This is a genomic window from Caballeronia sp. ATUFL_F1_KS39 (assembly GCF_023630985.1).
Taxonomy (GTDB): Bacteria; Pseudomonadota; Gammaproteobacteria; order Burkholderiales; family Burkholderiaceae; genus Caballeronia; species Caballeronia zhejiangensis.
On sequence record NZ_JALQDZ010000002.1, the window covers coordinates 106,138 to 132,024 of the forward strand.

A 25,887-nucleotide genomic window follows, 5' to 3' on the forward strand; every position below is an offset into this window, starting at 1 on the left:
CGCGTACAATGCATTACGCCGCCGCAAGAGAGTTCTGCCAGGCCGCGCGCAATCAATCCGTCGATCTCACTCACGCAATATTTCGCTCGCACCGCCAATTTGTTTGCCATCGAGGCGGCGATTCCTGCTGAGTATGAATTCGTTTGTGTTTCGAATGCCGCGTTCGCGACCGTTGAATCGGGTAATCGTCACGGCCTAATAATCATTTCGGGCATTAATTGTTTAAGAGTTTTCGTATGGTCGCGACGATTTTGATCATGCCGGTTATCCGCAAATGCAGAGCGATTCAGCCACGGGATTCCGCCGGAGGCCAAATGTATTGGGTTATGTTTTCGAAACTTCAGAAAAAGGATAATTCATGTCCCGTATCGCTTCAGAAAAAAAGAAACCGACTGGAAATCATGCTGTGACCGAAGCGCCGCCGACGAAAGGCCAGCAGGCAGGCGCGCATTCCAGTCATAAGAACGCGGAAGCAAAAACTCAGAAAAGTCGTGTGGCGGCAAACGGTAAAAGCGGAAACAACTTTCCGAATGTGCTCGTGCATGGGTTTTGCGGTTGGGGTCGCGAAACGCTGACGAGCAAGATTTATCACTATTTCGGCGGCACAGGCGATATTCAGGAATATCTCAATAATAGGGGTTACCAGACTTTCACCGCTGCGGTCGGACCGTTATCCAGTAACTGGGACCGGGCCTGCGAGCTTTATTATTTCTTGAAGGGCGGCGTGGTGGATTACGGCGCGGTGCATTCGGCGCGTTACGGCCACGAACGTTATGGACGTTCGTACCCCGGCGTATTTCCCGAATGGAGCGAAGAACACAAGGTTCATCTGATCGGACACAGCATGGGCGGTCCGACCATCCGCACTCTCGTGCAATTGCTGGAACATGGCGATCCGGATGAAATTGCCTTCGCGCCGAGTTCGCGGGAAGCCGGCACCTCCGAACTCTTCAAGGGCGGCAAGCAATGGGTACATAGCATCACGTCCATCGCTGGCGTCAACAACGGCACCCCGGTCGCAGACGATCTCGGCGAGCCGATGTCCGACCTGCTATTGAGCCTGGCGAGCCTGTGCGGCGCCGATAACCGCGATCTGCTTTTCGACTTCGACTTGAAGCAGTGGGGCATCCACCGCGAGAAGGGCGAGGATCTGGTCGAATACGCCAAAAAGATCATGCTCAGCAAGGCCTGGAAGACGACTGACAGCGCAATCTACGATCTTTCCTTCGCCGCGGCCCGACTGCAGAACATCTGGGTAAAGACGTCGCCGCACACTTATTACGCGTCGTATTGCGCCGATGGAACGGTGCCCGGCCTCGCCGACACGCGTGTTCCGATGTCGAACATGAACCCGTTGCTCCTCGGCGGCGGCGCGGCGCTCGGCCTCAATGAAAGGGATCTTGCGGGCGGATTCCTGAACTGGCGTCCCAATGACGGTTGCGTCCCGGTTCCGTCGGCGCAGTACCCGATCGGGCACGCGCACGAGTTCGTCGAGGACAACCCCGCTCATCCGCCGAAGAAGGGCGTCTGGTACGTTCATCCTCCGATCGCCGGCGTGGATCATATCGGCATCGTGCAGCCGGTCGGCAGCACGACGCTCGAGTGGCTGGAGGAATTTTTTGGGAAAATCGCGGCCTATAACAAGGCGCTGCCAATTTAGCGACCCGGCCGGAGCCTGATCTTTCCTGTGGGGCTTTCGGGCGCCGGGTTGCGCGCGCTTCCGGGTGAACATTCGTGTGAGCGAGCCCGGCGCCGCGCCACTTCGGTATCATGGCGCGACTCCCGCATTTGTTGCCGATGCGCCGCTTTTCCGGCGCCGGCTTACTTTTTGAGGAAAGATTTTTGGACACGTTGCTGCAATTCCTGGGACTCATCCTTCACATCGACAAGTCGCTCGGTGTCTTCATCCAGAATTACGGCGCCTGGGTGTACGCGGTGTTGTTCCTGATCGTGTTCTGCGAAACCGGGCTCGTCGTGTTTCCGTTCCTGCCGGGCGATTCGCTGCTGTTCATCGGCGGCGCGTTCGCCGCGTCGCACGAAATGGATCTCTTCGCGCTGATCGCGCTCCTGCTCATCGCGGCCGTGACCGGCAACACGGTGAATTACTGGATCGGCCGCGCCATCGGGCCGAAAGTTTTCGATACGAACATTCCCGTGCTCGAACGATTTCTGGACCGCGCCGCGCTGCAGAAAACCCACAACTTCTACGAGAAGCACGGCGGCAAGACGATCGTGATCGCGCGTTTCGTGCCGGTGGTGCGGACGTTCGCGCCGTTCGTCGCGGGCGTGTCGTCGATGAGTCACGGGCGCTTCCAGCTCTTCAATATTCTGGGCGCGCTCATCTGGGTGCTGTTGCTCGTGTTGCTCGGCTATTTCTTCGGCAACATTCCGTTCATCAAGCAGTATCTGAACGTGATCGTGCTGGTGGGGATCGGCGCGGCCATCGTGCCGGTGGCGATCGGCGCGCTATGGAAGATGAGCCGTCGCAATTCGAAGGCTTGAGGAAGAGCGGGATGCGCGAGGCCGTCGGATGCCGGCCTCGCTCACGCCGCGAAACCGCTTAACGGCGCCGGAACAGGCGGATCACGAAAAGCAGCACGACCGCGCCGATCACCGCGGTGATCAGCGTGCCGAGGATGCCGCCGCCGAATGAGATGCCGAGCGTGCTGAAGAGCCATCCGCCGATCACGCCGCCGACGATGCCGACGAGAATGTCGACGATCACGCCGAAGCCGCTGCCGTTCATGATGAGGCCGGCGAGCCAGCCCGCCACGCCGCCGATGATGAGGCTGAGGATGATTCCGTGTTGCATGATTTGCATGCGTTGAGACTCCAGTCGAATTGAGAGATGCGGGACGCAGGCGGGACCTGCAATCGGGCGCGGGCAATGTAGCGGAAATGACCGTGGCGGGGGATTGTCAACTGTCAAGGATTGTCGATGCAGCGTCGGCAAACAGCGCGGACGACAGATGACACATGGCCGGGGCAAAATACGTCAAAAATTTGGATTGCCAAAAGGTTCGGTCGGCGCTTGGGCGAAGTGTGTCGTTTAGGTCACTGAGGCGAATTTGTATCTGTAATGTTTTATGCTGGCGGAATTGGTTGAAAAAGTTCAAGACGACAAGCATGAGAAAGCTGGTGGTGATGCACAAGGAAGGTTTCGGATCGGGCCCGCGCGGGGCGATCGCGGGCGTGGCGCTCGCAGCGGGGTTGGCTGCCGGATTGACGGGATGTTCATCGACGCCGCGCGAGCCCGCGCCGATCGTCGAAAGTTCCGCGCTGAGCGCGCCGCCGGTGGTGCAGAGCGGGTCGCCGATCGTGACGCCCGCGCCAGTCGTGCCGCTCGGGCCGACGACACCCGCGCCCGTCGAACCGGGCTTTTATCGCGTTAAGCCGGGCGACACGCTTTACGGCATTTCGCGCACCTTCAAGCAGAAGCCCGCTGATCTGGCCAAGTGGAACACGTTGCCGGAAAGCAGGCAGGTGAACGTCGGGCAGGTGTTGCGCGTGATGCCGCCGGGTGCGTCGTCAACGACGGTGAGTTCGGCGACCGTCGGATCGAAGATGGCGCAGCCGCCGCTTCTGCCGACGCCGGAGAAATCTGTGGCGCAGAAGCCAGCGGCGGAAAAGCCCGCCGCTGCGGCCAGCGAAGAACATCAATCCGCAGTCACCGCGACTGCATCCAAGGGCACCTTCGTCTGGCCCGCGCACGGCGACGTCGTGCGCAAGTTCGGCGCGAGCGGCAACAAGGGCATCGACATCGAAGGCAAGGTCGGACAGCCAGTCAAGGCAGCGGCGTCGGGCAAGGTCGTGTATGCGGGAAGCGGCTTGCGTTCCTACGGGCGCATGATCATCGTCAAGCACGGCAACGATTATCTGACCGCCTACGCGTACAACGAGAAGCTGCTCGTGAAGGAAGGCGATTCCGTCAAGCAGGGCGCGACCATCGCCGACATGGGCACCGGCCCGGGCGGCACGCCCGCGCTGCATTTCGAAGTGAGAAAGTCGGGCACCGCGGTCGATCCGATGCCGTTGCTCGGCGCGGCCGGCGGCTGATTCCTGGCCGGGCGGGAAGGGAGCCGAAAGGTGAAGAAGATCATGATCGCCGCGCTGACCGCGGCGTCGCTGACGTCGCTGCTTTCCGGCTGCGAGCAGCAGCAGAGCGAGGAAGCGTTGAACAAGCTCAAGGCATTTTTCAATGCAGTGAAGCCGGACAACTTGCTGCTCAAGAACCTGCAGCCCGGCGTCACGACCGAGGCGCAGATCCGCGACCAAATGGGCGAACCCGAGACGGAGCGCACGTTCACCGACGGAAGCAAGCGCCTCGAATATCCGCGCGGCCCGGCGGGCACGAACACCTACATGGTCGATCTCGACCCCCGCGGGCATTTCGTTTCCGTGACGCAGGTGCTGACCGCCGAGAACTTCGCGAAAGTGCGCCTCGGCATGACGATGGACGAAGTGCGCAGACTGCTCGGCAAGCCGACCGAAATCGCGGAGTATCGGCTGAAGAAGGAGCGCGTCTGGAGCTGGCACTGGCTCGAAGACGGCGTGAATCAGGACGCCATGTTCAACGTGCACTTCGGTCCGGATGGCACCGTGGTGACGACGTCGCGTTCCGAAGCGATCCGCGGCGGTCAACGCTGATTCCCGGCATGACGACGATGAGTGATTCGGTGACATACGACACGCGCCTTCGCCTGATGGACGAAGCGTCGCGCTATCGCGATCAGGCGTCGCGCCAGGCCGGCGCAAAGCAGCTTGTGCTCTGGGATTGCGGGCGCGGGCATCGCTGGGACAAGACGCTCGACATCGCGCAGAACGTGCGCTGCATGAATTGCGCGACCGAGCGGCGCGAATTGGAGACGAAGCGTCTGCAGGACATCGCGCAAGCGCGCGGCGGCGCGCTGCTTTCGCACCGCTATGTCGATGCCGCGACGCCCTTGAGCTGGCGATGCGCGTACGGTCACGTTTGGGATGCGACTCCCGATGCGGTGTCGCGCCATTGGTGCAGCGAGTGCGCGCGCACCGTGTTCGCGGCCGTCCGCTGACCGATCCAACGGCATCAAAGAAAAAGCCGGCGAATGCCGGCTTTTGAGCTTCTTTGTCGGGGCGCTGGCCTCTTTCGCCTGCGACTCGTCGCGCCGTTGGCAAAAACTCGCGCTTTGCTTTTTTATTCTCGCGCTTTGCTTTTACCCACGACCTGATCGAGTGCCGCCCATCCTGTTTGTCGGTCTCTCAGCGCGTTTTGCTGCTGCCCCCCGTGCGCTGGAAAAAGTATTGCAAATGGCCATTCCTAAGAATGTACGCTCGCAAACACATTCGCAAATTGATAAGCATCTGCGGGGAAGTCCCGATCCGCGAAGCGATCTTCAGTCGGCCGACGACACCGTTTCCACACGCCCGATACCCGAACGCATGTTCGCCGCGACGAGCGATTGCGTGACCATGCGCGCTTCCGCCTGCGCGATGTGCTCGAGCGTCGCTTCTTCCAGTTGCGCCGCGAAAACGGCGAGCGCCGTGCACAGACGTGCGTGCTGACCGGCATCGAGCGTCCAGACGCCTTCGTCCGAATGACGCGCGTCCAGTTCGACGAGCGCTTCGTGCGCAAGCGTAATGTCGTGGTCGCATTCCGCCGCGTGGCCCAACTGGCACAACTCTTCCGCGACCAGCATGTGACGGCATAGCGTCATGAAGAGCGGCTGCGATCCGTGTCCGCGATGAAACGCGTCGAGCGCCACATAGCAGCGCAGCATCATCGCGTCGATCATCGGTTCGCGGGCGGCGCGGCTGTAGGTCAGCGCGCGCAGAAGCGGCGACATCGCGGGACGGGCGGATTTCATGTTCGTCGATTTCTTCTTCACGGCAGTGCTCCCGAAAAGGTGTTCGCTTAACGCCGGTGCTGTCTGTCGCGCCGGGACGCGAATGCGTTGGATGCGTTTGGATGCGTTTGACGTTGAAAGCATCATCGCACCGGAAAATTAGCTGTGTCTTAAGGCGCGTAACCGCCGGATGCTGCCAGCTATAACGCCGCGCGACGACGGCGGTGGACGCATGTGCTGTGACATTTGTAAGTAAAAGTCGCAAGAGGCCGCCGTGCGATGTGGCCTAGGGTGAATACATATGTTGCGTTAATTTTGTCGATGGCAACATATGTATCATTCCACTCTCAAAGAGGACGTCATGAAATTTGCGTCGTTGCTCACATCGACTGTCGCGTTAACTCTGGTTGCGGGCGCAAGCTACGGCCAATCCACGATTGCCAAGGTCCAGAGCGCCAATCTCATCGCGATCGGGCATCGCGAGACGTCGGTGCCGTTTTCGTACGTCGATGCGAACAACGACGTCATCGGCTTTTCGCAGGACTTGTGCAACAAGGTGATCGATGCGGTCAAGGCGAAAACGAAGCATCCGGATCTACGCGTGCGCTTCATTCCGGTGACATCGCAGAATCGGATTTCGCTCGTGCAGAACGGCACGGTCGATCTCGAATGCGGCGTGACGACGAATCTCACGTCGCGGCAGAATCAGGTTGCGTTTTCGGACACGTTCTTCGTCGCGACGACGCGTCTGCTGACGAAAAAGGATTCCGGCATCAAGGACTTTCCCGATCTCGCGGGCAAGACCGTCGTGACGAATCAGGGCACGACGTCCGAGCGCATTCTTCGCAAGATGAACGAAGAGAAGAAGATGAACATGAGCATCATCAGCGCGAAGGATTACGGCGAAGGGCGCGCGACGCTCGAAACCGGCCGCGCGGTGGCCTACATGATGGACGACGTGCTGCTCGCCGGCACGCGCTCGCTGACGGCGAAGCCGTCGGACTGGGTGCTCGTCGGCACGCCGCAGTCGTCGGAGGCGTACGGCTTCATGATGCGTCGCGACGATCCCGAGTTCAGAAAGCTCGTCGACGACGCCATGAGTCAGGTGATGAAAAGCCCCGAGATCAAGACGATGTACGACAAGTGGTTCATGAAGCCGGTGCCGCCGAAGAACATCAACTTCGATTTTCCGATGAGCGAAGCGATGCAGAAGCTCTACGCCGAACCGAACGACAAGGCGTTCGAATAGCGCGACGGCGCGCGCGTCATTCCGCGAAGGGCAGATCCGTCTGCCCTTCGGCGCGCATCGCGAACGTGTTGAGGGTCATCGCGACGAGCGCGTAATAGCCCAGCAAGCCGACGAGATTCACGACGACCGTGTGCCCGAAGCGTGCGACGGCGGCGTCGTAGGTTGCATCGCTCACGCGCTTCGTGTCGTAGAGTTCGCTGGCGAAATCGAAGATGAGCTTGTCGTCGGCATCGGCGAATGTCGGCGTCTTTCCCGTGCGCAGCGCTTCGGCGAGATCGGCGGGCAGGCCGGCATCGAGCGCGATCGGATGATGAATGTGCCATTCCGCCTGCGAGCGCCAGCGCGCCGCGGTCACGAGAATCGCAAGCTCGGAAAGGCGCAGCGGCAGGCCGGTCTCGTAGCGGCAGAACGCGCCGAGTTTTTGCGCGTGCTGCGCGAGTTCCGGGCTGAAGATCCAACCGAGAAACGGCCCGTTCAGATTGCCGCGCGGTCCGCTCACGATGTCCTGCAACACGGCTCTTTGCGCATCGGAAGCCTGCGCGATGTCGAAATCGGGAAGTCGCTTCTTCATGTTTGTTCTCACTGGATGACGGAAAGCGCGCCATCGATTGCATCGGAGAGCCGCTCGACGATCGTCTCGATTTGCGCGCTCGTCGTGATGAACGGCGGCGCGATGAGTACGTGATCGCCGATGCGGCCGTCGACGGTGCCGCCCATCGGATACACCATGAGGCCGCGCTTCATCGCCTCGCTCTTGATGACCGCGTGCAGCCTGTGCTTCGGATCGAACGGCATCTTGCCCGCGCGATCCTGAACCAGTTCGACGCCGGTGAACAGGCCGCGGCCGCGCACATCGCCGATGAACGGATGATCCGCATGCCGCTCGCGCAGCAACGCGCGCAGTTGTTCGCCGCGCGCCTTCACGTTGTCGAGCAGTTTGTCTTCGGCGATGACGTTCTGCACTTCGAGTGCCGCGGCGCACGCCGTCGCGTGACCGATATACGTGTGGCCGTGCTGAAAGAAGCCCGAGCCGCCGACGATCGTATCGAAGATCGCGTTGCTGACGAGCGTCGCGCCGATCGGCTGATAGCCCGCGCCGAGACCCTTCGCGATCGCGAGAATATCGGGCGATACGCCGTCTTCCTCGCACGCGAACAGACGACCGGTGCGGCCCATGCCCGACATCACTTCGTCGAGGATCAGCAGCACGCCGTATTTGTCGCAGACCGCGCGGATCTTGCGGAAGTATTCGCGCACGGGCGGCACCGCGCCCGCCGTCGCGCCGACGACCGTTTCCGCGACGAACGCCGCCACCGATTCGGCTCCGAGTTCGAGAATCTTCGCTTCGAGTTCATCGGCGAGACGTTGCGCGAAGGCTTCGTCGGTTTCGCCCGCCCGCTGTTCGCGATACGCGAAGCAGGGCGTGACGTGATGCGCTTCGATCAGCATCGGCAGGAAGGGCTCGCGCCGCCACGCGTTGCCGCCGATCGCGAGCGCGCCGAGCGTGTTGCCGTGATAGCTCTGCCGGCGCGCGATGAAATGCCGGCGCGCGGGTTCGCCTTTCTCGACGAAATACTGGCGCGCGAGCTTGAGCGCGGCTTCCATCGCTTCGGAGCCGCCGGACACGAAGTAGACGTGGCCGAGATTTTTCGGCGCGGCATCGATGAGCCGGTCGGCGAGTTCTTCGGCGGGCTCGGTCGTGAAGAACGACGTGTGCGCGTACGGCAACTGCTGCACTTGCCGCTGGATGGCTTCGATCACGCGCGGATGGCTGTGTCCGAGACACGAGACGGCTGCGCCGCCGCATGCATCGATGTAGCGTTTGCCGGTCGAATCGACGATCTCGATGCCGTCGCCGCGGACGGCGACCGGAAGCGTGGCGCGCGGCGCGCGATGAAATACCGTGGTCATGGTGCCTGCCTTTCGAATGCGGAATGCGCGTGCAACACGCGATGTGGCATTCTAGCGTGATAACAACATATGTTGTCAATATCGCGTGTGACGCAACGCTCGGCCGATTAGCTCGCCGCGTAGGCGCCGTGCGCGTGCAGCGCGGCTTCGGCCTGTTCGAGATGGGCGACGGCGTCCTTGCCTTCCAGCGCGAGCAGATGCGCGACGAGCATCTCCGCCAGCGCCGACGCCGCGACGAGCGACGGAAAGAACGACGGCGATTCGTGCGCGAAGATTAGCGTGTGATCGGCGTTCAGCGCGATGGGCGACACGGCGCTGTCAGTGAGCGTGATGAGTTTCGCGCCGCGCTCGATCGCCGCCTGCGCGACGCGCACGGCTTCGACGGAATACGGCGCAAAGCTGACGACGACCACCGCGTGCTTTTTCTCGATGCCGCGCAGTTGCATTTCGAGCGTGCCCGCTTCGCCGCTGATCAAACTCACCGACGGCCGAAACAGGCGATATCCATAAAGCAGGCCGAACGCGACCGGATAGCACGACCGAAAGCCCGCGACGTGCACATGCGGCGCTTTCTTGAGCGTCTTCGCCGTATCGACGACGCTCTGCGCGTTTTGCGCGAGCGTGAGTTCGAGATTGTGCGATTGCGCGTGTGCGAGATCGCGGCTCAGGTGATTGTCGGCGCCGCCTTTGACGAGCGAACGGGCGCGCGTCGTCAGCGGCTCGGGGCGCGTGCGTACGCGGCTCACGAAAATTTCGCGCAACTCGTTCCAGCCGGGGAAGCCGAGTTGCTGGGAGAGACGGACCATCGCGGCGGGCTGGACCTTGGCGCGCTCGGCGACCTTGCGCATCGAGAGGACGGCGACTTCGTCGGGATAGTCGAGAAGGAAGGCGGCGCCGGCCTGGAATTGCGGGCTCAGATCGGGGAAGCGGTCGCGGATCGTCGCCGCGAGTTGGTCGAAGGTGGGCACGTTCTGGATGCTTGAGGAAGCGGACGCGCTATTTAAGCATGAGCGCGACGTGGAGAGCGGTCGCGCGCAGAAAACAAAAAAGCCGCTGTCCTTGTGGAACAGCGGCTTTTTCTTGAAGCTGGTGGCGAATCAGGGACTCGAACCCCGGACCTGCGGATTATGATTCCGTCGCTCTAACCGACTGAGCTAATTCGCCGAAAGAAGACGAGATTATGGCGAGCGTCGAAGCGGGTGTCAACCCCTTCTGCGCGATTTATTTAACAAATCGCGCAGAAGCCCGTCGATTAATCCTCGTGATAGACATTCGACTTGCGCGTGTCCTTCACGAACAGCATGCCGATCACGAAGGTGATCAACGCGATCACGATCGGATACCACAAGCCCGAGTAGATATCGCCCTTCGCGGCGACGATCGCGAACGCGGTCGCCGGCAGGAAGCCGCCGAACCAGCCATTGCCGATGTGATACGGCAGCGACATCGACGTATAGCGGATGCGCGCCGGGAACATCTCGACCAGCATCGCCGCGATCGGGCCGTAGACCATCGTCACGAAGATCACGAGGATCGTCAGCACCACGATCGCCATCGGCCAGTTGATCAGCGCCGGATCGGCCTTTGCCGGATAACCCGCGCTCTTCAGCGTGCCGGCGAGCGTCTTGTCGAACGCCGCGCCTTGCGTCTTCGCGTCGGCGGCCTTGCCGTCGTACGTGTTCACCACCGTTTCGCCGACCTTGATCTGCGCCTGCGTGCCCGCCGGCGCCGCCACGTTCTCATAGTTGAGACCGGCCTTCGACAGCGCGCTCTTCGCGATATCGCACGAGCTCGTGAACTTCGCCGTGCCCACCGGGTTGAACTGGAACGAGCACTCGCCCGGATCGGCGATGACGACGATCGGCGACTTCTGCGTCGCGGCTTCGAGCGTCGGATTCGTGTAGTGCGCGAGCGCCTTGAAGAGCGGGAAGAAGGAGAGCGCGGCAATCAGGCAGCCCGCCATGATGATCGGCTTGCGGCCGATGCGATCCGACAGCGACCCGAAGAACACGAAGAATGGCGTACCGATCAGCAGCGCCACCGCGACCATGATGTTCGCGCTGGTGCCATCGACCTTGAGCGTCTGCGTGAGGAAGAAGAGCGAGTAGAACTGGCCCGTGTACCACACGACCGCCTGTCCCGCCGTCAGACCGAAGAGCGCGAGCAGCACGATCTTCAGGTTCTTCCACTCGCCGAACGCTTCCTTGAGCGGCGCCTTCGAGGTCTTGCCTTCCGCCTTGATGCGCTCGAACACCGGCGACTCATGCAGTTTCATCCGAATCCACACCGAGATCGCGAGCAGCAGGATCGATACGAGGAACGGAATGCGCCAGCCCCAAGCGCCGAACTGCTCTTCGCCCATGATCGTGCGGACCGCGAGAATCACGATCAGCGAGATGAAGAGGCCGAGCGTCGCCGTGGTCTGGATCCACGCCGTCCACGCGCCGCGCTTGTTCGACGGCGCATGTTCCGCGACATACGTCGCCGCGCCGCCGTATTCGCCGCCGAGCGCGAGGCCTTGCAACAACCGCATTGCGATGAAGATGATCGGCGCCGCGATGCCTATGGTCGCGTATCCCGGCAGGAAGCCGATCAGGAACGTCGACAGACCCATGATGACGATCGTCACGAGGAACGTGTATTTGCGCCCGACCATGTCGCCGAGCCGCCCGAACACGATCGCGCCGAACGGACGCACCGCGAAGCCCGCCGCGAAGCCCAGCAAGGTGAAGATGAAGCCGGCCGTCGGATTGACGCCCGAGAAGAAGGTCTTGCTGATATAGACGGCGAGCGAGCCCGCCAGATAGAAGTCATACCATTCGAACACCGTGCCGAGCGACGAAGCGAAGATGACCTTCTTCTCCTCCGCCGTCATCGGTGCGTGTGACACGCGCCCTTCGACCGTAGCCATGCATCGTCTCCTGTTCTGATTTTCGATTACATCGGTCCGCGATAAGGCGGCTCCCGGTGCAAAGGATTATTGGAACGAAAACTTACGGCGTTCTGACGCGGCGTGTCCGGACGCGAGTGACGTCCGAAACGACGATTTGCGCCGAAGCCGCGCATATGTGATGCGAACGACCGTCTAAATTCGTCTATGCTCGTGCTTCGTGCGCGCGAAATGCGAATCTGCCGCGCTCGCGCTCAGGGTTTGTCCCGGGCAGGAAAAACCCGCTGAAGACTGACGCGGACAAGCGTTCCGGCGAGTCGCGGGCTGTCCTGATACACGTGATCCTCGATGGCGAGCGCGCCGCCGTGCATCGCCGCGATCTCCTTGACGATGGCAAGACCGAGTCCGCTGCCGTCGCCGTCGCGCCCGAGAATGCGATAGAAGCGCTCGACCACGCGCTCGCGTTCCGCCGCCGGAATGCCGAGTCCCGTGTCTTCCACTTCCAGATGCACGAGATCGAGATCGTCGTCGTCGGTCCGCACGCGTACGGTGATGCGCCCGCCCGCCGGCGTGTAGCGGATCGCGTTGTCGATCAGGTTCGACAGCATCTCGCGCAGCATCACGACATTGCCTTCCACTTCGACCGCAAACGGCGGCTCCTCATAACCGAGATCCATGCGTTTCGCGAGTGCCGCCTGAACCCAGTCGCGCACCGCGAGCCGCGCGAGATCGGTCAGGACGATGCGCGTGAATATCTGCCCCGTCGCGCGATTCTCGGCGCGCGCGAGCGCGAGCAATTGCGTGACGAGACGCGCGGCATGCTCGGAACTCATCGCGATCTGTTCTAGCGAGCGCTGCACTTCCGTCGAGACGTCCTGGCGCATCGCGAGTTCCGCCTGCATGCGCAGGCCCGCGAGCGGCGTTTTCATCTGATGCGCGGCATCGGCGATGAAGCGCTTCTGGAACTCCATGTTCTGTTCGAGGCGCGTGAGCAGGTCGTTGAACGACGCGACGAGCGGCGCGATCTCCGGCGGCGCGCTGCCGGCCTGCAGCGGCGAGAGATCGTCGGGGCGGCGCGCGCGGATGTTCGACTGCAGCGCGTGCAGCGGCGCGAGCCCGCGCGAAAGCCCGAACCATACGAGGATGATCGCGAGCGGCAGGATCACGAACTGCGGCAGGATCACGCCCTTGATGATGTCGTTGGCGAGCTGGCTGCGCTTGTCGAGGGTCTCCGCAACCTGCACGAGCACCGGCTGCGCGCTGTGCGGATCGCGCCCGGGCGCGAGGCCGGGCAGATCGACCGTCGTGTATGCGACGCGGATATCGTTGCCGCGCAGCACATCGTCGCGAAACTCGACGATGCCCGGCTGCGGACGATCGTCGTCGTGCGGCAAGGGCATGTCGCGATCGCCGCCGACGAGTTCGCCGCGCGTGCCGAGCACCTGGAAAAACACGCTGTCGACGTTATCGGCGCGCAGGAAATCGCGCGTCGCGTCGGGCAGACGGAGTTCCGCGACGCCGTTTACCGGCTGAATCTGGCGCGCGAGCACGTAGGCGTCGGCTTCGAGCGCGCGGTCGAACGGCCCGTTCGCGATCGATTTCGCGACCAGATACGTAACCGCGATGCTCATCGGCCAGAGCAGCAGCAGCGGCGCCAGCATCCAGTCGAGAATCTCGCCGAAGAGCGAGCGTGGATGCGTTTCGGCGTCGGGCTCGAGCTCGTCGGGCGGCGCGAACGGATTCGCGTAGCGCGCGTCGCGCAGCGCGTCGGAGTCGTCGTTCGCTTGTGCGTTTCGCTGAGTTTCGTGGGAAACGGGCGACGCCATGCGGCCTACTTATAGTGATGGCTGGCGGACTCGCCGGCGTGCGGCCCGCCCGCGCCGTTCGTCGTGGCGGCCGCTTTCTCCAGCGTGTAACCGAGACCGCGTACCGTGATGATCTTCGCGCCGCTCGGCTCGATCTTCTTCCGCAGCCGATGCACGTAGACCTCGATCGCGTTATTGCTGACTTCCTCGCCCCACTCGCACAGGTGATTGACGAGCTGCTCCTTCGATACGAGCCGGCCGGTTCGCTGCAGCAGCACTTCGAGCACGCCGAGTTCGCGCGCGGACAGATCGATGACCTGATCGCCGATCGTCGCAATGCGCCCGATCTGATCGAAGGCGAGCGAGCCGTGCCGGACGACGGTCGGACCGCCGCCCGCGCCGCGGCGCGTGAGCGCACGGACGCGCGCTTCGAGTTCGTTGAGCGCGAAGGGCTTCGCCATGTAATCGTCCGCGCCGAGATCGAGACCTTTCACGCGCTCGTCGACGGAATCGGCGGCGGTGAGGATCAGCACGGGCATCTGCGAATTGCGCGCGCGCAGGCGGCGCAGCACCTCGAGACCGGGCATCAGCGGCAGGCCGAGATCGAGGATCAGCAGGTCGAAAGTTTGCAGGGAAAGGGCGGTGTCCGCTTCGACGCCGTGCTTCACATGGTCGACGGCGTATCCCGATTGGCGGAGTGATCGGACGAGCCCGTCCGCGAGTATGCTGTCGTCTTCGGCAATGAGGATTCGCATCGTCGTGTGCGCCTTTGTACGCCATGCATGCGCGATGAAGCGCATCGGCATTGCCGGCACCGTGTGTCGCCCGGCGCGGCGGTCTCCAGGTGTTCGTGGTTCTTGCGTGCTTGGGCGACGTGGAAAAAAAGCTGCGCCACGCCGCGACAGGCTTGCAAAAACTACTGTTTTTTTATACAGTGTCTGCGTGAGTGGGAAGGGCGGTTTCGTATGCTCGATCGAGCGGCGAAAAACCCCGTGAACACTGCCTCAGACGCCGTTCATCATAGCAAAGGACGATTCATGGAAGAAAGCAAGAAAGGCCCGGCTGGCATGACTGCGGAGAAGAGCAAGGCCCTGGCCGCCGCGCTCTCGCAGATCGAAAAGCAATTCGGCAAAGGGTCGATCATGCGGCTCGGCGCAGGTGAGGCGGTCGAAGACATTCAAGTGGTTTCCACCGGTTCGCTCGGGCTGGACATCGCGCTCGGCGTCGGCGGCTTGCCGCGCGGTCGTGTCGTGGAAATCTACGGTCCGGAGTCGTCGGGTAAAACCACGCTCACGCTGCAGGTGATCGCGGAGATGCAGAAGCTCGGCGGCACGGCGGCGTTCATCGACGCGGAACACGCGCTCGACGTGCAGTACGCCGGCAAGCTCGGCGTGAACGTGCCCGAACTGCTGATCTCGCAGCCGGACACGGGCGAGCAGGCGCTCGAAATCGCGGACGCGCTGGTGCGCTCCGGCTCCATCGACATGATCGTGATCGACTCGGTCGCGGCGCTCGTGCCGAAGGCGGAAATCGAAGGCGAAATGGGCGACTCGCTGCCGGGTCTGCAAGCGCGTCTGATGTCGCAGGCGCTGCGCAAGCTCACCGGCACGATCAAGCGCACGAACTGCCTCGTCATCTTCATCAACCAGATCCGCATGAAGATCGGCGTGATGTTCGGCAACCCGGAAACCACCACGGGCGGCAACGCGCTCAAGTTCTACTCGTCGGTGCGTCTGGATATCCGCCGTATCGGTTCGATCAAGAAGAACGACGAAGTCATCGGCAACGAGACGCGCGTGAAGGTTGTGAAGAACAAGGTCTCGCCGCCGTTCCGCGAAGCCATCTTCGACATTCTTTATGGCGAAGGCATTTCGCGTCAGGGTGAAATCATCGATCTGGGCGTGCAGGCGAAGCTGGTCGACAAGGCGGGCGCCTGGTACAGCTACAACGGCGATCGCATCGGTCAGGGCAAGGACAACGCGCGGGAATTCCTGCGCGAAAATCCGGACATCGCGCGCGAGATCGAGAACAAGATCCGCGAATCGCTGGGCGTCGCTGCATTGGGCGAAGCTGTCGTCGCAAGCGCCGCAGCGGCCGACGACGAGTAAGCATCGAGCCTGAAGGAAGATGCAGACGCGCCGGCTCGGATCCAAGGCAGACCCGGCGGATAACGGAACCGGCGACGATTCCGATTCCGTCGATCGCTACGAGCGAAGCAGCGAGCGGCGCGGTGCATCGTCGAAGTCAGGCGGCTTCAGGCGCAGCAACAAGGAACGCGCCGGCGCGAAGTCATTCGCGTCGGCGCGTCGCGTTTTCGAGCCTGTTAAAAGGGATGAAAGCAGCGTAGACGCGAATGATCGCGCGGCCCGCCTGGAACAAGCTCGCGCCTTACTGAAGCAGGCGACAGCGCAGCCGAAGGCGCCCCCCGCCCATCGCAGCCCGCCGTCCGCTAACCCGCCGGACCCATTCGAAGACGCCGATCCATTCGAGCCCTTCGAACAATGCGTGCCTTCCGAGCCATCGCCAGCCGTTTCCGGCGAAACGGTTTATAGCCGCTCCAGCCAGCGCACCCGCAAGACATCGGCAAACGAAGTCAACAATCCCAAACGTCCGCAACGCTCGTTGAAGGGCCGCGCGCTCGCGTTCCTGTCGCGTCGCGAGTACAGCCGCGCGGAGTTGTCGCGCAAGCTGCGTCCGTACGTCGAAGAAGCCGCTCCGCTCGAATCCCTGTTGGACAGTCTCGAGCGCGATGGCTGGCTGTCGAACGAGCGCTTCGTCGAGAGCGTCGTGCATCGGCGGGCGTCGCGCATGGGCGGCAGCAGGATCATCAGCGAGCTGAAGCGGCATGCCGTCGGCGAAACGCTCATCAGCGAAACCGCCGACAAGCTCGCACAGTCCGAAACCGCGCGCGCCAGGGCGGTGTGGGAAAAGAAATACGGCGTGCCGCCGGAGACGCCCGCCGAGCGCGCCAAGCAGGCGCGCTTTCTGGCTGCGCGCGGTTTTTCGAGCGGTACGATCGGCAAGATATTGAAGGGCGGTGACGAAGATTGGAGCGAGGAAATCGTCGACGACTGAGCGCCCGTTCGGCTTGATCCGCACGCGCGTTCCATTCGTCAGGCACATGCCCGGCTCGAAATACCCGATATGCTAAAATTCCACGGTTTTCCCCGTACCGGCTCACTCCAGCATGCCTCTCTCGCCTCCCGCTCCCCGACAATTGCGTCATAGCCGCGCGATTCGAGTGGAAGCGTTCGAACGCGACGACGGCCTGTGGGATATCGAAGCCTGTCTAACCGATGAGAAGCCGCGCGACTTCCAGCTCGCGACGGGCGTCCGGCCGCACGGCCTGCCGATCCATGAACTCTGGCTGCGCATCACCATCGATCGCACACTCAGCATCGTCGACGTCGAAGCGTCGTCCGACTGGGCGCCGTATGGCGGTTTGTGCGCCGAGTCCAATGCGGTCTATCGCAAGCTCATCGGGCTCAATCTCCTCCAGAATTTTCGCCGCGAAGCCAACACGCTGCTGCGCGGCACTGCCGGCTGCACGCATCTCACCGAGTTGTGCGGGGTCTTGCCGACCGCAGCCATTCAGGCATTCGCGGGCGACGTCTGGAAGATCGAGGACGGCAATCCATTCAAGCAAGCCGACGCCAACGCGCAGCGCGACGAGCCGCCGTTTCAGCTCGGCCGATGCCACGCGCTGCGCTTCGACGGACCCGCGGTGAGGGAACACTACCCGCGCTGGTTCGGCCACGCGCCCGGCGAACCATCCAGATCCGGAACAACGGTGCAAGACAGGCCGGAGACAAAGTCCGCCTCGTAGCGCGCAAGCAGCGCTCGCGCTCACGCACGGAATTCAAACAAGAAAAGAATCAGCGGTTCAAGCAAACAGAAGTTCACTCCAACTCTCAGACTGAAGGAATCACGCATGAAGATTCACGAGTACCAGGGTAAGGAAATCCTGCGGAAATTCGGCGTCGCGGTCCCGCGCGGCAAACCCGTGTTCTCGGTGGATGATGCGGTCAAGGCCGCGGAAGAGCTGGGCGGCCCGGTTTGGGTCGTCAAGGCGCAGATTCACGCCGGCGGCCGCGGTAAGGGCGGCGGCGTGAAGGTCGCGAAGTCGATCGAACAGGTCCGCGAATACGCGAACCAGATCCTCGGCATGCAGCTCGTCACGCACCAGACCGGCCCCGAAGGCCAGAAGGTCAATCGCCTGCTGATCGAAGAAGGCGCGGACATCAAGAAGGAACTGTACGTCGGCCTCGTGCTCGACCGCGTTTCGCAGAAGATCGTCGTGATGGCGTCGAGCGAAGGCGGCATGGACATCGAAGAAGTCGCGGAAAAGACGCCGGAACTGCTGCACAAGTTCGCCGTCGAGCCGTCGACCGGTCTGCAAGACGCGGACGCCGATGATCTCGCACGCAAGATCGGCATTCCCGATGCATCGATCCCGCAAGCGCGCGCGATCCTGCAAGGCCTGTACAAGGCGTTCTTCGAAACCGACGCATCGCTCGCGGAAATCAACCCGCTGATCGTGACCGGCGAAGGCAAGGTCATCGCGCTCGACGCCAAGTTCAACTTCGATTCGAACGCGCTGTTCCGTCATCCGGAAATCGTCGCGTACCGCGATCTGGACGAAGAAGATCCGGCTGAAGTCGAAGCGTCGAAGTTCGACCTCGCATACATCTCGCTCGACGGCAACATCGGCTGTCTCGTGAACGGCGCAGGCCTCGCGATGGCCACGATGGACACCATCAAGCTGTTCGGCGGCGAGCCGGCGAACTTCCTCGACGTCGGCGGCGGTGCGACGACCGAGAAAGTGACCGAAGCGTTCAAGCTGATGCTGAAGAACCCGAACCTGAAGGCGATCCTCGTGAACATCTTCGGCGGCATCATGCGTTGCGACGTGATCGCCGAAGGCGTGATCGCTGCGTCGAAGGCCGTGGACCTGAAGGTGCCGCTCGTCGTGCGCATGAAGGGCACGAACGAAGACCTCGGCAAGAAGATGCTGGCCGACTCGGGCCTGCCGATCATCTCGGCGGACAGCATGGAAGAAGCCGCGCAGAAGGTCGTCGCGGCGGCCGAAGGCAAGTAAGCGCGTTCGCTTGTTGCCTTAAGAGAGCGTTCCACCAGATACGAATGGCGGCGCCTGGCTTTTTGCATGGCGACGCCAAACGAACAGAGGTCACTACATGTCGATTCTGATCAACAAAGACACGAAGGTCATCACGCAGGGCATCACCGGCAAGACCGGCCAGTTCCACACGCGCGCCTGCCGCGAATACGCGAACGGCCGCGAAGCGTACGTCGCGGGCGTGAACCCGAAGAAGGCCGGCGAAGACTTCGAAGGCATTCCCATCTACGCGTCCGTGAAGGAAGCGAAGGCCGAAACCGGCGCGACCGTTTCGGTCATCTACGTGCCGCCCGCGGGCGCTGCCGCCGCGATCTGGGAAGCCGTCGAGGCCGACCTCGATCTCGCGATCTGCATCACGGAAGGCATTCCGGTTCGCGACATGCTCGAAATCAAGGACCGCATGCGCCGCGAAAATCGCAAGACGCTGCTGCTCGGACCGAACTGCCCCGGCACGATCACGCCGGACGAGCTGAAGATCGGCATCATGCCGGGTCACATCCACAAGAAGGGCCGCATCGGCGTCGTGTCGCGTTCGGGCACGCTGACGTATGAAGCGGTCGGCCAGTTGACGGCGCTGGGCCTCGGCCAGTCGTCGGCGGTCGGTATCGGCGGCGATCCGATCAACGGTCTGAAGCACATCGACGTGATGAAGATGTTCAACGACGATCCGGAAACGGACGCCGTCATCATGATCGGCGAGATCGGCGGTCCGGACGAAGCGAACGCCGCTTACTGGATCAAGGACAACATGAAGAAGCCGGTCGTCGGCTTCATCGCGGGCGTGACGGCGCCTCCGGGCAAGCGCATGGGCCACGCAGGCGCGCTGATCTCGGGCGGTGCGGACACGGCTGACGCCAAGCTCGAAATCATGGACGCGTGCGGCATCAAGGTCACGAAGAATCCGTCGGAGATGGCACGTCTGCTGAAGTCGGTTCTCTGATCGAAGCAGGCAAATTACGCGGGGGTTTGGTACTCTTACTGATTCCTTTCGTAAAAGCCATTGAAAAGCGAGGGAGCGCTGCTTCCTCGCTTTTTTCATTTTTCAGCCTCATGCTTGAATTCTTTTCGACGCTCCATTGGGGCGCGGTCGTTCAGATCATCGTGATCGACATTCTGCTCGGCGGCGACAACGCCGTCGTGATCGCGCTCGCCTGCCGCAATCTGCCGGATCGGCAGCGCACGCGCGGCATCGTGTTCGGCACGCTCGGCGCAATCATCCTGCGCGTCGTGCTCATCGCTTTCGCGGTCTTTCTGCTCGACATTCCGTTTCTCAAGTTTCTCGGCGGCTTGCTGTTGCTGTGGATCGGCGTAAAGCTGATGCAGCCGGACCACGACGATCATCAGATCGACGCATCCGACCGGCTGTGGGCGGCGGTGAAGACGATCATCGTCGCCGATGCCGTCATGAGCCTCGACAACGTCATCGCGATCGCGGGCGCGGCCGAAGCCGCCGATCCGCGTCATAGGCTCACGCTGGTGATCTTCGGCCTGGTCGTGAGCATTCCGCTCATCGTCTGGGGCAGCACGCTGGTGCTGAAGCTGCTCGACCGCTTGCCCGCCGTCGTGCTGCTCGGCGCGGGTCTGCTCGGCTGGATCGCGGGCGGCCTCATCATCGACGATCCATTCATCGACCGATGGCCCGCGCTCAATACCGAACTCGTCGGATATGCGGCGCGTCTGGCGGGCGCGTTGCTTGTCGTCGCGTTGGGCTGGCTGCTCAAGCGGCGCGCGCTCGCCGACGGCAATCGCGCGGCGGGTTGATTTCTCCTAGGCCGTTCGGCTGACTGCCGCCGGAGCGGCTCCCTGAATACGATCGAAGCGTCCTGACCGCATTGCGCGGAAGGGCGCTTTTCTGTTTTTCAGGGAGTAGCAATGACGACGAAGGCTTCGGTTTTGGACGTGCCGCGCGAACGGCGCGCATGGTGGTTCGGGCGCACGAAAGATGCGCTGACACGCGGCTTCACACTGATCGAACTGATGATCGTGCTTGCGATCGTCGGCGTGGTCGCGGCGTATGCGATACCGGCGTATCAGGATTATCTTGCCCGAAGCCGCGTGGGCGAGGGCATGACGCTCGCGGCGGCCGCGCGCCTCGCAGTGGCGGAGAACGCGGCGAGCGGCGCGGATCTGGCGGGCGGATTCGCGTCGCCGCCGGGCACGCGCAACGTCGAGTCGATTCACGTCGACAGCGACAACGGGCAGATCACGATCGCCTATACGACGCGCGTCGCGCCGGCGGGTTCGAACACGCTGGTGCTCGTGCCTTCGACACCCGACAACGCCGATACACCTACGGCGCGCGTGTCGCTCAGCCGCGGTTCCGTGCAATCGGGGTCGGTGACGTGGGAATGCTTCGCGGGCAAGAAGACCGAGTCGTCGCTGCCCGCGCCGGGCGCCGGTCCGACGCCTGCGCAGGCGCCGACATTGCCAGGCAATCTCGCACCGCCGGAGTGCCGCGCGTAAGCACTGACGCGAAGCGCGGCGGGAGGATTTACGTCGCCGCCGCGCCGTCGCGCCGTCGTTTTTGCGCGAAAGTTGGCGATTTGGTAGCAAAACCGGCCGTTCGACGGACAGCGGGGGCAAAGTTTTGTATAGTGCGCCGGTCGCCGACGTTCCCAGTTCCTCATGCCTTCCCAATACGCGCGCTTTCTCTGCTTCGCCGTTCTGTGCCTTGCGTTGACGTTTCCCTTCGCGGTCGTCAACCACACGTATCCGATTCCGACCTTCTACGCCGAATACAGCGCGCTCGCGCTTTATCTGGCGCTCGGTGCGACGGTTGCGCTCCTCGTGCGCGTCTCCGAGCCGAAGGTGCCGTTCGCATCGCCGGTCGTCGCATTGATGCCGCTTGCGTTCGGCGTGTTGCTCGTCGCGCAGACGTTGCTGTTGCCGATCGCGCAGCCATCGATGAACTGGCTCGGCGGCGCGTTTCTGCTCGCTTCGTTTCTCGCGGTGCATACGGGCTTCGGTCTCGTGCGGGCGGGGCTCGGCGAGAAGACGCTGCGTATTGGCGCGGCTGCGCTGATGGTCGGCGGACTGTTCGCGGTCTTCTGCCAGATCGTGCAGTTGCTGCATCTCGAAGTGAAATTCACGCCGTTCGTGGTCGCGTACAACGTGATGATCGAACGGCGCCCGTTCGGCAACATGGCGCAGGCGAATCACCTCGCGACCGTGATCGCGTTCGCGCTGGCGGGCGCGCTTTATTTCGTGCAGGCGCGTCGGCTGCCGCTCGTTCTGTGGCTGATCTTGTCGGCGATCTACTCGCTCGGGCTCGCGTTGACCGTATCGCGCGGGCCGTGGCTGCAGACGGCGGTGATCGTCGTCGCCGGCTTCTGGATGGCGTTCGTGCTTGGGCGGCCGGTAGCGTCGGAAGGCTTCGACGGCCCCGGCCGCCGCGATACGCGCGCGTGGATCGTCCCGATTCTGCTCGCGATCGTCTTTTTCGCGGTGAACGCGGCCGTGCGCTGGGCGAACGTGCGCTTCGATTTCGGGCTCGCGCAATCGGCGGCGGAGCGCATGCAGGAAGCGAGTCAGATCGCGCCGCGGCTCGCGCTCTGGAAGTACGGCTGGACGATGTTCAAGACGCATCCGCTGCTGGGCGTCGGATGGGGCGAGTTTCCGCGCTATCAGTTCGACCTCGTGCGCGATCTGGGCGGCGTCGAGATCGCGAACAACGCGCACGACATCTTCATCGATCTGCTCGCAAAAACGGGTGCGCTCGGCGTCGCGATTCTGGTCGCGAGCGTCGTCTTCTGGCTGATTCGCGTGCTGCGCGCGCCGCAGACGCCGGCGCGCATCTTCGGATTGTCGCTGCTCGGCGTCCTGATGATGCATGCGCTCGTCGAGTATCCGCAGCAGTACATGTTCTTTCTGATGCCGGCGATGCTCGTCATCGGCCTTCTGGAGACGCGTCCCTTGCGGCTGGTTCCGCGTCCGCTCTCTTATGGCGTATATGTCGTGCTGGTGCTCGGCGGGCTCGCGGCGTTGTATCCGACCTTACGCGACTACAACCGCGCGGAAGTGCTGTACTACGGCTCGCGCCCGGCCGAGCAGTATCGTGAAAATCCGTCTTTCCTGTTCACGGCGTGGGGCGAATACGGTGCGGCGACCTTGCTGCCGATCAACGCGCAGAACGTCGAGGAGAAACTCGCGGCGCATCGGAAGGCGATTGCGCTGTTGCCGGGCGAGACCGTGCTGCGCCGCTACGCGGTGTTGCAGGCGCTCGCCGGGCAGAAGGCCGAGGCGCTCGACACGATGGCGCGCCTGAAGATCTTCGCGACGCAGTTGCACGACTGGCCGAAGCAGCTTTTGGCCGTCTACGATCTGGCGGACGAAGCGGGCAAGCCGCTGGCGTCGTTCAAGGCGGATCTGGTGAAGCTGTATGGTGTGCCGCTGCCGAATCAGGAGCCTTCGGAGGATGAGGAAGAAGAGTGAGCGGTCAGGGCGCGGGCGACGGCTGGTCGTCCGCCACCCAATCCCCCGACTTCCCACCGTGCTTTTCCATCACTTTCACATTGGTGATGGTCATCCCCCGATCCACCGCCTTGCACATGTCGTAGATCGTGAGCAATCCGACCTGCACGGCGGTCAGCGCTTCCATTTCCACGCCCGTGCGCCCGACCGTCTCCACGCGCACTTCACAGTGCACGCCGGGTAGCGCTTCATCGATCGTGAAATCCACCGCGACGCGCGTCAGCGCCAGCGGATGACACAGCGGAATCAGATCGGCCGTGCGCTTCGCACCCTGAATCGCGGCGATGCGCGCGACGCCCAGCACATCGCCTTTTTTCGCTCGGCCTTCGCGGATCAGCGCGAGCGTGGGCGCGAGCATCGCGATCGAGCCGCGTGCAACGGCCACGCGGCGCGTTTCGTTTTTCGCGCCGACATCGACCATATGCGCCTCGCCGGCGGCATCGAAATGGGTGAGTCCGGACATAGCGTCTCCTTCGAATGGGCGCCTATCATACCAGCGTGAATCCGCGCGATTTTCCGCAGAACGCCACGGTCCGGCGCGACGCACCGCCGACCTGAGACGCGCCGCCCGCAACACTTGATACGATAAGCCCGTTTCGATTCTCGAGCCGACTATCGGCGCTTCGCGCCATGCATTTCACACGTCCGAGCCGCGCGCTCGCCTCCCTCCTTTGCGTCGCCCTCGCCATGCCGCCCGCGGCGCTGGCGCAATCCAGTTCGCCTTCCGCGGGCTCGACCGGCACGCTCGCGGCCGCGCAACTGCGCGCGTCGCAGGAAAGCGCCAGCGGCGACGTGCCGGGCAACATCGCGGAAGGCGTGTTCGGCGTCTACGGCGGCGCGGAAAGCCGTTTCGCGAACCGCCCCGGGACGATGTCCGGTTTGCGCGCGCCGCTGTCGTCGGTGCAGCTTCCGGATCTCGGCGACGGCTCCGGCGGCTCCCTCACGCCGCAGGCCGAGCGCAAGGTCGGCGAGAAGATGATGCGCGAAGTGCGCGCCGATCCCGATTATCTCGACGACTGGCTGCTGCGCGACTATCTCGACTCGATCTCGTCGAAGCTTTCAGCGGCGGCGGCGACGCAGTATCTCGGCGGCTATCGGCCGGATTTCGATCTCTTCGCCGTGCGCGACGCGCAGATCAACGCGTTTTCGATGCCGGGCGGCTTTATCGGCGTGAACACGGGGCTGATTGCCGCGACGCAAACGGAATCGGAGCTGGCGTCGGTCATCGGCCATGAAATGGGGCACGTCCTTCAGCGGCACATCGCGCGGATGCTCAGCACGCAGGAAAAGAGTTCCTACGCCGCACTCGCCGGGATGCTCGCCGGCCTGCTCGCGGGCCTGCTCGCCCATAGCGGCGATCTCGGCATGGGCATCGCGATGGGCGGCCAGGCGTTCGCCGTCGACAATCAGTTGCGCTTCTCGCGCGCGGCCGAGCACGAGGCCGACCGCGTCGGTTTCCAGATGCTCGCGGCCGCCGGCTACGATCCTTACGCGATGGCAGCGTTCTTCGAGCGTCTCGATCGCGCGTCGATGGCCGATAACGGCGTGCCGCCGTACGTGCGCACGCACCCGCTCACGATCGACCGCATCGCCGACATGGAAGGCCGCGCGCGGCGCGTGCCGTACCGGCAGCCGCGTCAGTCGGCCGAATATGCGTTCGTTCGCGCCCGGGCGCGCGTGCTGCAGGTGAATTACGCGAGTGATTATCGCGAGGTCGCGAGCCGGCTCAAATCGGAAATCGAGGATCAGACGGCGCTCAATCCCGCGTCCAACTGGTACGGGATCGCGCTCGCGCAATCGCTGCTGGGCAATCACGACGCGGCCAGCGACGCGCTCGCGAAGGCGCGCGCGCTATTCGAGGGCGAGGAGGCGAGCGCGGCGGCGGCATCGGCGCAAGTGCAAAAGGAGGATCGCGCGGTTGGTCAAACGCAGCCGGCTCCGCGCAAGAAGAGCGGCGAGCCGTCGCTGCGCAACGCGGATGCGTCGACGATCGCGACGCCGCTCGACAACGCGCGCACGCCGCTCAATCTCGGAGACTCCGGCAACGGCGATGCACCGCGCGCGAAGAGCGACATCGTGCTTCCACCGGTTCGCGTCGAAGCCCGATCGGCTCCGCCGGCGAAACCTCAATCCGCACCGCCGGCGCTGCGCAGCACGCCGAGCCTCGACGTGCTCGCCGCCGACATCGCGCGCCGCGCCGGCCGCAACGACGATGCGATCCGCCTCGCGGACCTCGCGCAAAAGCGCTGGCCGGCGTCGCACGCCGCCATCGACGTGCATCTGCAGACGCTGCTTTCCGCGCGCCGCTTCGCCGACGCCCAGACGCTCGCGCGCCGCGAAACACGCGCCGAGCCGACGCGCCCCGACTGGTGGTTCTATCTCGCGCAGGCAAGCGCGGGTCTCAACGATCCGCTGCAACAGCATCAGGCGATGGCGGAAAAGTTCGCGCTCGATGGCGCGTGGGCATCCGCGATCCGGCAACTGAAGGAAGCGCGCGACGTCAAGACCGCGAGTTTCTACGATCTTTCGACGATTTCCGCCCGGCTGCGCGATTTCGAGACGCGCTACAAGGAAGAGCGCGAGATGGAGAAGAACGGCTAGCT

24 protein-coding genes and 1 tRNA gene are annotated in these 25,887 nt (G+C 63.2%); 15 read left to right on the forward strand and 10 right to left on the reverse strand.

The annotated features are described in order from the left end of the window. The first annotated feature begins 358 nt into the window (after window positions 1–358). Complete coding sequence (locus NCR93_RS02555; RefSeq protein WP_175979828.1) at window positions 359–1,660, forward strand: esterase/lipase family protein; 1,302 nt, start codon at window positions 359–361, stop codon at window positions 1,658–1,660. 182 nt (window positions 1,661–1,842) lie between these two features. Continuing rightward, window positions 1,843–2,502 carry a DedA family protein gene (locus NCR93_RS02560; protein WP_008351380.1) on the forward strand — a complete coding sequence of 220 codons (660 nt, stop codon included), beginning with the start codon at window positions 1,843–1,845 and terminating at the stop codon, window positions 2,500–2,502. A 58-nt stretch (window positions 2,503–2,560) separates the two neighbouring features. Here NCR93_RS02560 and NCR93_RS02565 read toward each other — a convergent pair whose 3' ends face one another. Next, complete coding sequence (locus NCR93_RS02565; protein ID WP_008351379.1) at window positions 2,561–2,812, reverse strand: GlsB/YeaQ/YmgE family stress response membrane protein; 252 nt, start codon at window positions 2,810–2,812, stop codon at window positions 2,561–2,563. A gap of 314 nt (window positions 2,813–3,126) precedes the next feature. Between NCR93_RS02565 and NCR93_RS02570 the strand changes: the two genes are divergently transcribed. From NCR93_RS02570 to NCR93_RS02580, 3 genes are read left to right on the forward strand one after another with little or no spacing between them, the layout of a single operon-like run. Beyond that, a complete protein-coding gene (locus NCR93_RS02570; protein WP_239294298.1) occupies window positions 3,127–4,056 on the forward strand; it encodes a peptidoglycan DD-metalloendopeptidase family protein in 930 nt (309 codons plus the stop codon). 42 nt (window positions 4,057–4,098) lie between these two features. Continuing rightward, window positions 4,099–4,647 carry a lipoprotein gene (locus NCR93_RS02575; RefSeq protein WP_033536569.1) on the forward strand — a complete coding sequence of 183 codons (549 nt, stop codon included), beginning with the start codon at window positions 4,099–4,101 and terminating at the stop codon, window positions 4,645–4,647. 8 nt (window positions 4,648–4,655) lie between these two features. Beyond that, window positions 4,656–5,051 (forward strand): hypothetical protein, encoded by a 396-nt coding sequence (locus NCR93_RS02580; protein WP_008351376.1) that lies wholly within the window; start codon window positions 4,656–4,658, stop codon window positions 5,049–5,051. Between the two features lie 321 nt (window positions 5,052–5,372). Here NCR93_RS02580 and NCR93_RS02585 read toward each other — a convergent pair whose 3' ends face one another. Continuing rightward, on the reverse strand, window positions 5,373–5,864 hold the full coding sequence (locus NCR93_RS02585; protein ID WP_175979830.1) for a hypothetical protein: 492 nt from the start codon (window positions 5,862–5,864) through the stop codon (window positions 5,373–5,375). Window positions 5,865–6,183: 319 nt separating this feature from the next. Here NCR93_RS02585 and NCR93_RS02590 point away from each other — a divergent pair, with 319 nt between their 5' ends. Then, window positions 6,184–7,071: a glutamate/aspartate ABC transporter substrate-binding protein gene (locus NCR93_RS02590; RefSeq protein WP_175979831.1), complete on the forward strand. Its 888-nt coding sequence runs from the start codon at window positions 6,184–6,186 to the stop codon at window positions 7,069–7,071. 16 nt (window positions 7,072–7,087) lie between these two features. Here NCR93_RS02590 and NCR93_RS02595 read toward each other — a convergent pair whose 3' ends face one another. The 7 genes from NCR93_RS02595 to NCR93_RS02625 all read right to left on the reverse strand — a co-directional run bounded on the left by NCR93_RS02595 (window position 7,088) and on the right by NCR93_RS02625 (window position 14,432). After that, window positions 7,088–7,642, reverse strand: a complete 555-nt coding sequence (locus tag NCR93_RS02595) for a carboxymuconolactone decarboxylase family protein (RefSeq protein ID WP_175979832.1) — start codon at window positions 7,640–7,642, stop codon at window positions 7,088–7,090. A gap of 8 nt (window positions 7,643–7,650) precedes the next feature. Next, the gene (locus tag NCR93_RS02600) at window positions 7,651–8,982 is read right to left on the reverse strand and encodes an aspartate aminotransferase family protein (RefSeq protein WP_175979833.1); all 1,332 of its coding nucleotides are present in this window, start codon (window positions 8,980–8,982) and stop codon (window positions 7,651–7,653) included. Between the two features lie 107 nt (window positions 8,983–9,089). Continuing rightward, window positions 9,090–9,950 carry a MurR/RpiR family transcriptional regulator gene (locus NCR93_RS02605; RefSeq protein WP_175979834.1) on the reverse strand — a complete coding sequence of 287 codons (861 nt, stop codon included), beginning with the start codon at window positions 9,948–9,950 and terminating at the stop codon, window positions 9,090–9,092. A gap of 119 nt (window positions 9,951–10,069) precedes the next feature. Further along, a tRNA-Met gene (locus NCR93_RS02610) sits at window positions 10,070–10,146 on the reverse strand. Between the two features lie 88 nt (window positions 10,147–10,234). Next, a complete protein-coding gene (locus tag NCR93_RS02615) occupies window positions 10,235–11,893 on the reverse strand; it encodes an MFS transporter (RefSeq protein WP_008351365.1) in 1,659 nt (552 codons plus the stop codon). Between the two features lie 233 nt (window positions 11,894–12,126). After that, entirely contained in the window at window positions 12,127–13,698 is a 1,572-nt protein-coding gene (locus NCR93_RS02620) for a sensor histidine kinase (protein WP_008351363.1), read from the reverse strand. A gap of 5 nt (window positions 13,699–13,703) precedes the next feature. Further along, window positions 13,704–14,432 carry a response regulator transcription factor gene (locus NCR93_RS02625; protein ID WP_034470819.1) on the reverse strand — a complete coding sequence of 243 codons (729 nt, stop codon included), beginning with the start codon at window positions 14,430–14,432 and terminating at the stop codon, window positions 13,704–13,706. A gap of 282 nt (window positions 14,433–14,714) precedes the next feature. On the opposite strand from NCR93_RS02625, the gene recA reads away from it, so the two are divergent. From recA to NCR93_RS02665, 8 genes are all read left to right on the forward strand, one after another. Then, entirely contained in the window at window positions 14,715–15,785 is a 1,071-nt protein-coding gene (gene recA / locus NCR93_RS02630) for a recombinase RecA (RefSeq protein ID WP_008351360.1), read from the forward strand. Between the two features lie 397 nt (window positions 15,786–16,182). Further along, window positions 16,183–16,752 (forward strand): recombination regulator RecX, encoded by a 570-nt coding sequence (gene recX / locus NCR93_RS32100; RefSeq protein WP_350029596.1) that lies wholly within the window; start codon window positions 16,183–16,185, stop codon window positions 16,750–16,752. Window positions 16,753–16,864: 112 nt separating this feature from the next. Then, window positions 16,865–17,503 carry a DUF2889 domain-containing protein gene (locus tag NCR93_RS02640; protein ID WP_034470713.1) on the forward strand — a complete coding sequence of 213 codons (639 nt, stop codon included), beginning with the start codon at window positions 16,865–16,867 and terminating at the stop codon, window positions 17,501–17,503. A gap of 105 nt (window positions 17,504–17,608) precedes the next feature. Beyond that, window positions 17,609–18,775, forward strand: coding sequence for an ADP-forming succinate--CoA ligase subunit beta (sucC, locus tag NCR93_RS02645; protein WP_008351353.1), 1,167 nt, complete (start codon window positions 17,609–17,611; stop codon window positions 18,773–18,775). A gap of 97 nt (window positions 18,776–18,872) precedes the next feature. Further along, complete coding sequence (sucD, locus tag NCR93_RS02650; RefSeq protein ID WP_008351350.1) at window positions 18,873–19,754, forward strand: succinate--CoA ligase subunit alpha; 882 nt, start codon at window positions 18,873–18,875, stop codon at window positions 19,752–19,754. A 110-nt stretch (window positions 19,755–19,864) separates the two neighbouring features. Then, a complete protein-coding gene (locus NCR93_RS02655) occupies window positions 19,865–20,575 on the forward strand; it encodes a TerC family protein (RefSeq protein ID WP_008351349.1) in 711 nt (236 codons plus the stop codon). 111 nt (window positions 20,576–20,686) lie between these two features. Continuing rightward, the gene (locus tag NCR93_RS02660) at window positions 20,687–21,277 is read left to right on the forward strand and encodes a pilin (RefSeq protein WP_008351347.1); all 591 of its coding nucleotides are present in this window, start codon (window positions 20,687–20,689) and stop codon (window positions 21,275–21,277) included. A gap of 162 nt (window positions 21,278–21,439) precedes the next feature. Then, window positions 21,440–23,245 carry a PglL family O-oligosaccharyltransferase gene (locus NCR93_RS02665; RefSeq protein ID WP_175979848.1) on the forward strand — a complete coding sequence of 602 codons (1,806 nt, stop codon included), beginning with the start codon at window positions 21,440–21,442 and terminating at the stop codon, window positions 23,243–23,245. A gap of 4 nt (window positions 23,246–23,249) precedes the next feature. Here the strand turns inward: NCR93_RS02665 and moaC are convergent, their stop codons facing one another. Further along, entirely contained in the window at window positions 23,250–23,747 is a 498-nt protein-coding gene (gene moaC, locus NCR93_RS02670) for a cyclic pyranopterin monophosphate synthase MoaC (protein ID WP_008351343.1), read from the reverse strand. A 167-nt stretch (window positions 23,748–23,914) separates the two neighbouring features. Here moaC and NCR93_RS02675 point away from each other — a divergent pair, with 167 nt between their 5' ends. Beyond that, window positions 23,915–25,885 (forward strand): M48 family metalloprotease, encoded by a 1,971-nt coding sequence (locus NCR93_RS02675; RefSeq protein ID WP_175979849.1) that lies wholly within the window; start codon window positions 23,915–23,917, stop codon window positions 25,883–25,885. Window positions 25,886–25,887: the final 2 nt, after the last annotated feature.

Excerpts from the sequence above, each read along its gene's own strand:
- sucC (WP_008351353.1), top strand. The coding sequence starts at position 17,609 with ATGAAGATTCACGAGTACCAGGGTAAGGAAATCCTGCGGAAATTCGGC.
- NCR93_RS02625 (WP_034470819.1), bottom strand. The coding sequence starts at position 14,432 with ATGCGAATCCTCATTGCCGAAGACGACAGCATACTCGCGGACGGGCTC.
- NCR93_RS02595 (WP_175979832.1), bottom strand. The coding sequence starts at position 7,642 with ATGAAGAAGCGACTTCCCGATTTCGACATCGCGCAGGCTTCCGATGCG.
- NCR93_RS02590 (WP_175979831.1), top strand. The coding sequence starts at position 6,184 with ATGAAATTTGCGTCGTTGCTCACATCGACTGTCGCGTTAACTCTGGTT.
- NCR93_RS02665 (WP_175979848.1), top strand. The coding sequence starts at position 21,440 with ATGCCTTCCCAATACGCGCGCTTTCTCTGCTTCGCCGTTCTGTGCCTT.
- moaC (WP_008351343.1), bottom strand. The coding sequence starts at position 23,747 with ATGTCCGGACTCACCCATTTCGATGCCGCCGGCGAGGCGCATATGGTC.
- recA (WP_008351360.1), top strand. The coding sequence starts at position 14,715 with ATGGAAGAAAGCAAGAAAGGCCCGGCTGGCATGACTGCGGAGAAGAGC.
- NCR93_RS02660 (WP_008351347.1), top strand. The coding sequence starts at position 20,687 with ATGACGACGAAGGCTTCGGTTTTGGACGTGCCGCGCGAACGGCGCGCA.
- NCR93_RS02555 (WP_175979828.1), top strand. The coding sequence starts at position 359 with ATGTCCCGTATCGCTTCAGAAAAAAAGAAACCGACTGGAAATCATGCT.
- NCR93_RS02580 (WP_008351376.1), top strand. The coding sequence starts at position 4,656 with ATGACGACGATGAGTGATTCGGTGACATACGACACGCGCCTTCGCCTG.
- NCR93_RS02615 (WP_008351365.1), bottom strand. The coding sequence starts at position 11,893 with ATGGCTACGGTCGAAGGGCGCGTGTCACACGCACCGATGACGGCGGAG.
- sucD (WP_008351350.1), top strand. The coding sequence starts at position 18,873 with ATGTCGATTCTGATCAACAAAGACACGAAGGTCATCACGCAGGGCATC.
- NCR93_RS02655 (WP_008351349.1), top strand. The coding sequence starts at position 19,865 with ATGCTTGAATTCTTTTCGACGCTCCATTGGGGCGCGGTCGTTCAGATC.
- NCR93_RS02565 (WP_008351379.1), bottom strand. The coding sequence starts at position 2,812 with ATGCAACACGGAATCATCCTCAGCCTCATCATCGGCGGCGTGGCGGGC.
- NCR93_RS02570 (WP_239294298.1), top strand. The coding sequence starts at position 3,127 with ATGAGAAAGCTGGTGGTGATGCACAAGGAAGGTTTCGGATCGGGCCCG.
- NCR93_RS02640 (WP_034470713.1), top strand. The coding sequence starts at position 16,865 with ATGCCTCTCTCGCCTCCCGCTCCCCGACAATTGCGTCATAGCCGCGCG.
- NCR93_RS02675 (WP_175979849.1), top strand. The coding sequence starts at position 23,915 with ATGCATTTCACACGTCCGAGCCGCGCGCTCGCCTCCCTCCTTTGCGTC.
- NCR93_RS02575 (WP_033536569.1), top strand. The coding sequence starts at position 4,099 with ATGATCGCCGCGCTGACCGCGGCGTCGCTGACGTCGCTGCTTTCCGGC.
- NCR93_RS02620 (WP_008351363.1), bottom strand. The coding sequence starts at position 13,698 with ATGGCGTCGCCCGTTTCCCACGAAACTCAGCGAAACGCACAAGCGAAC.
- NCR93_RS02600 (WP_175979833.1), bottom strand. The coding sequence starts at position 8,982 with ATGACCACGGTATTTCATCGCGCGCCGCGCGCCACGCTTCCGGTCGCC.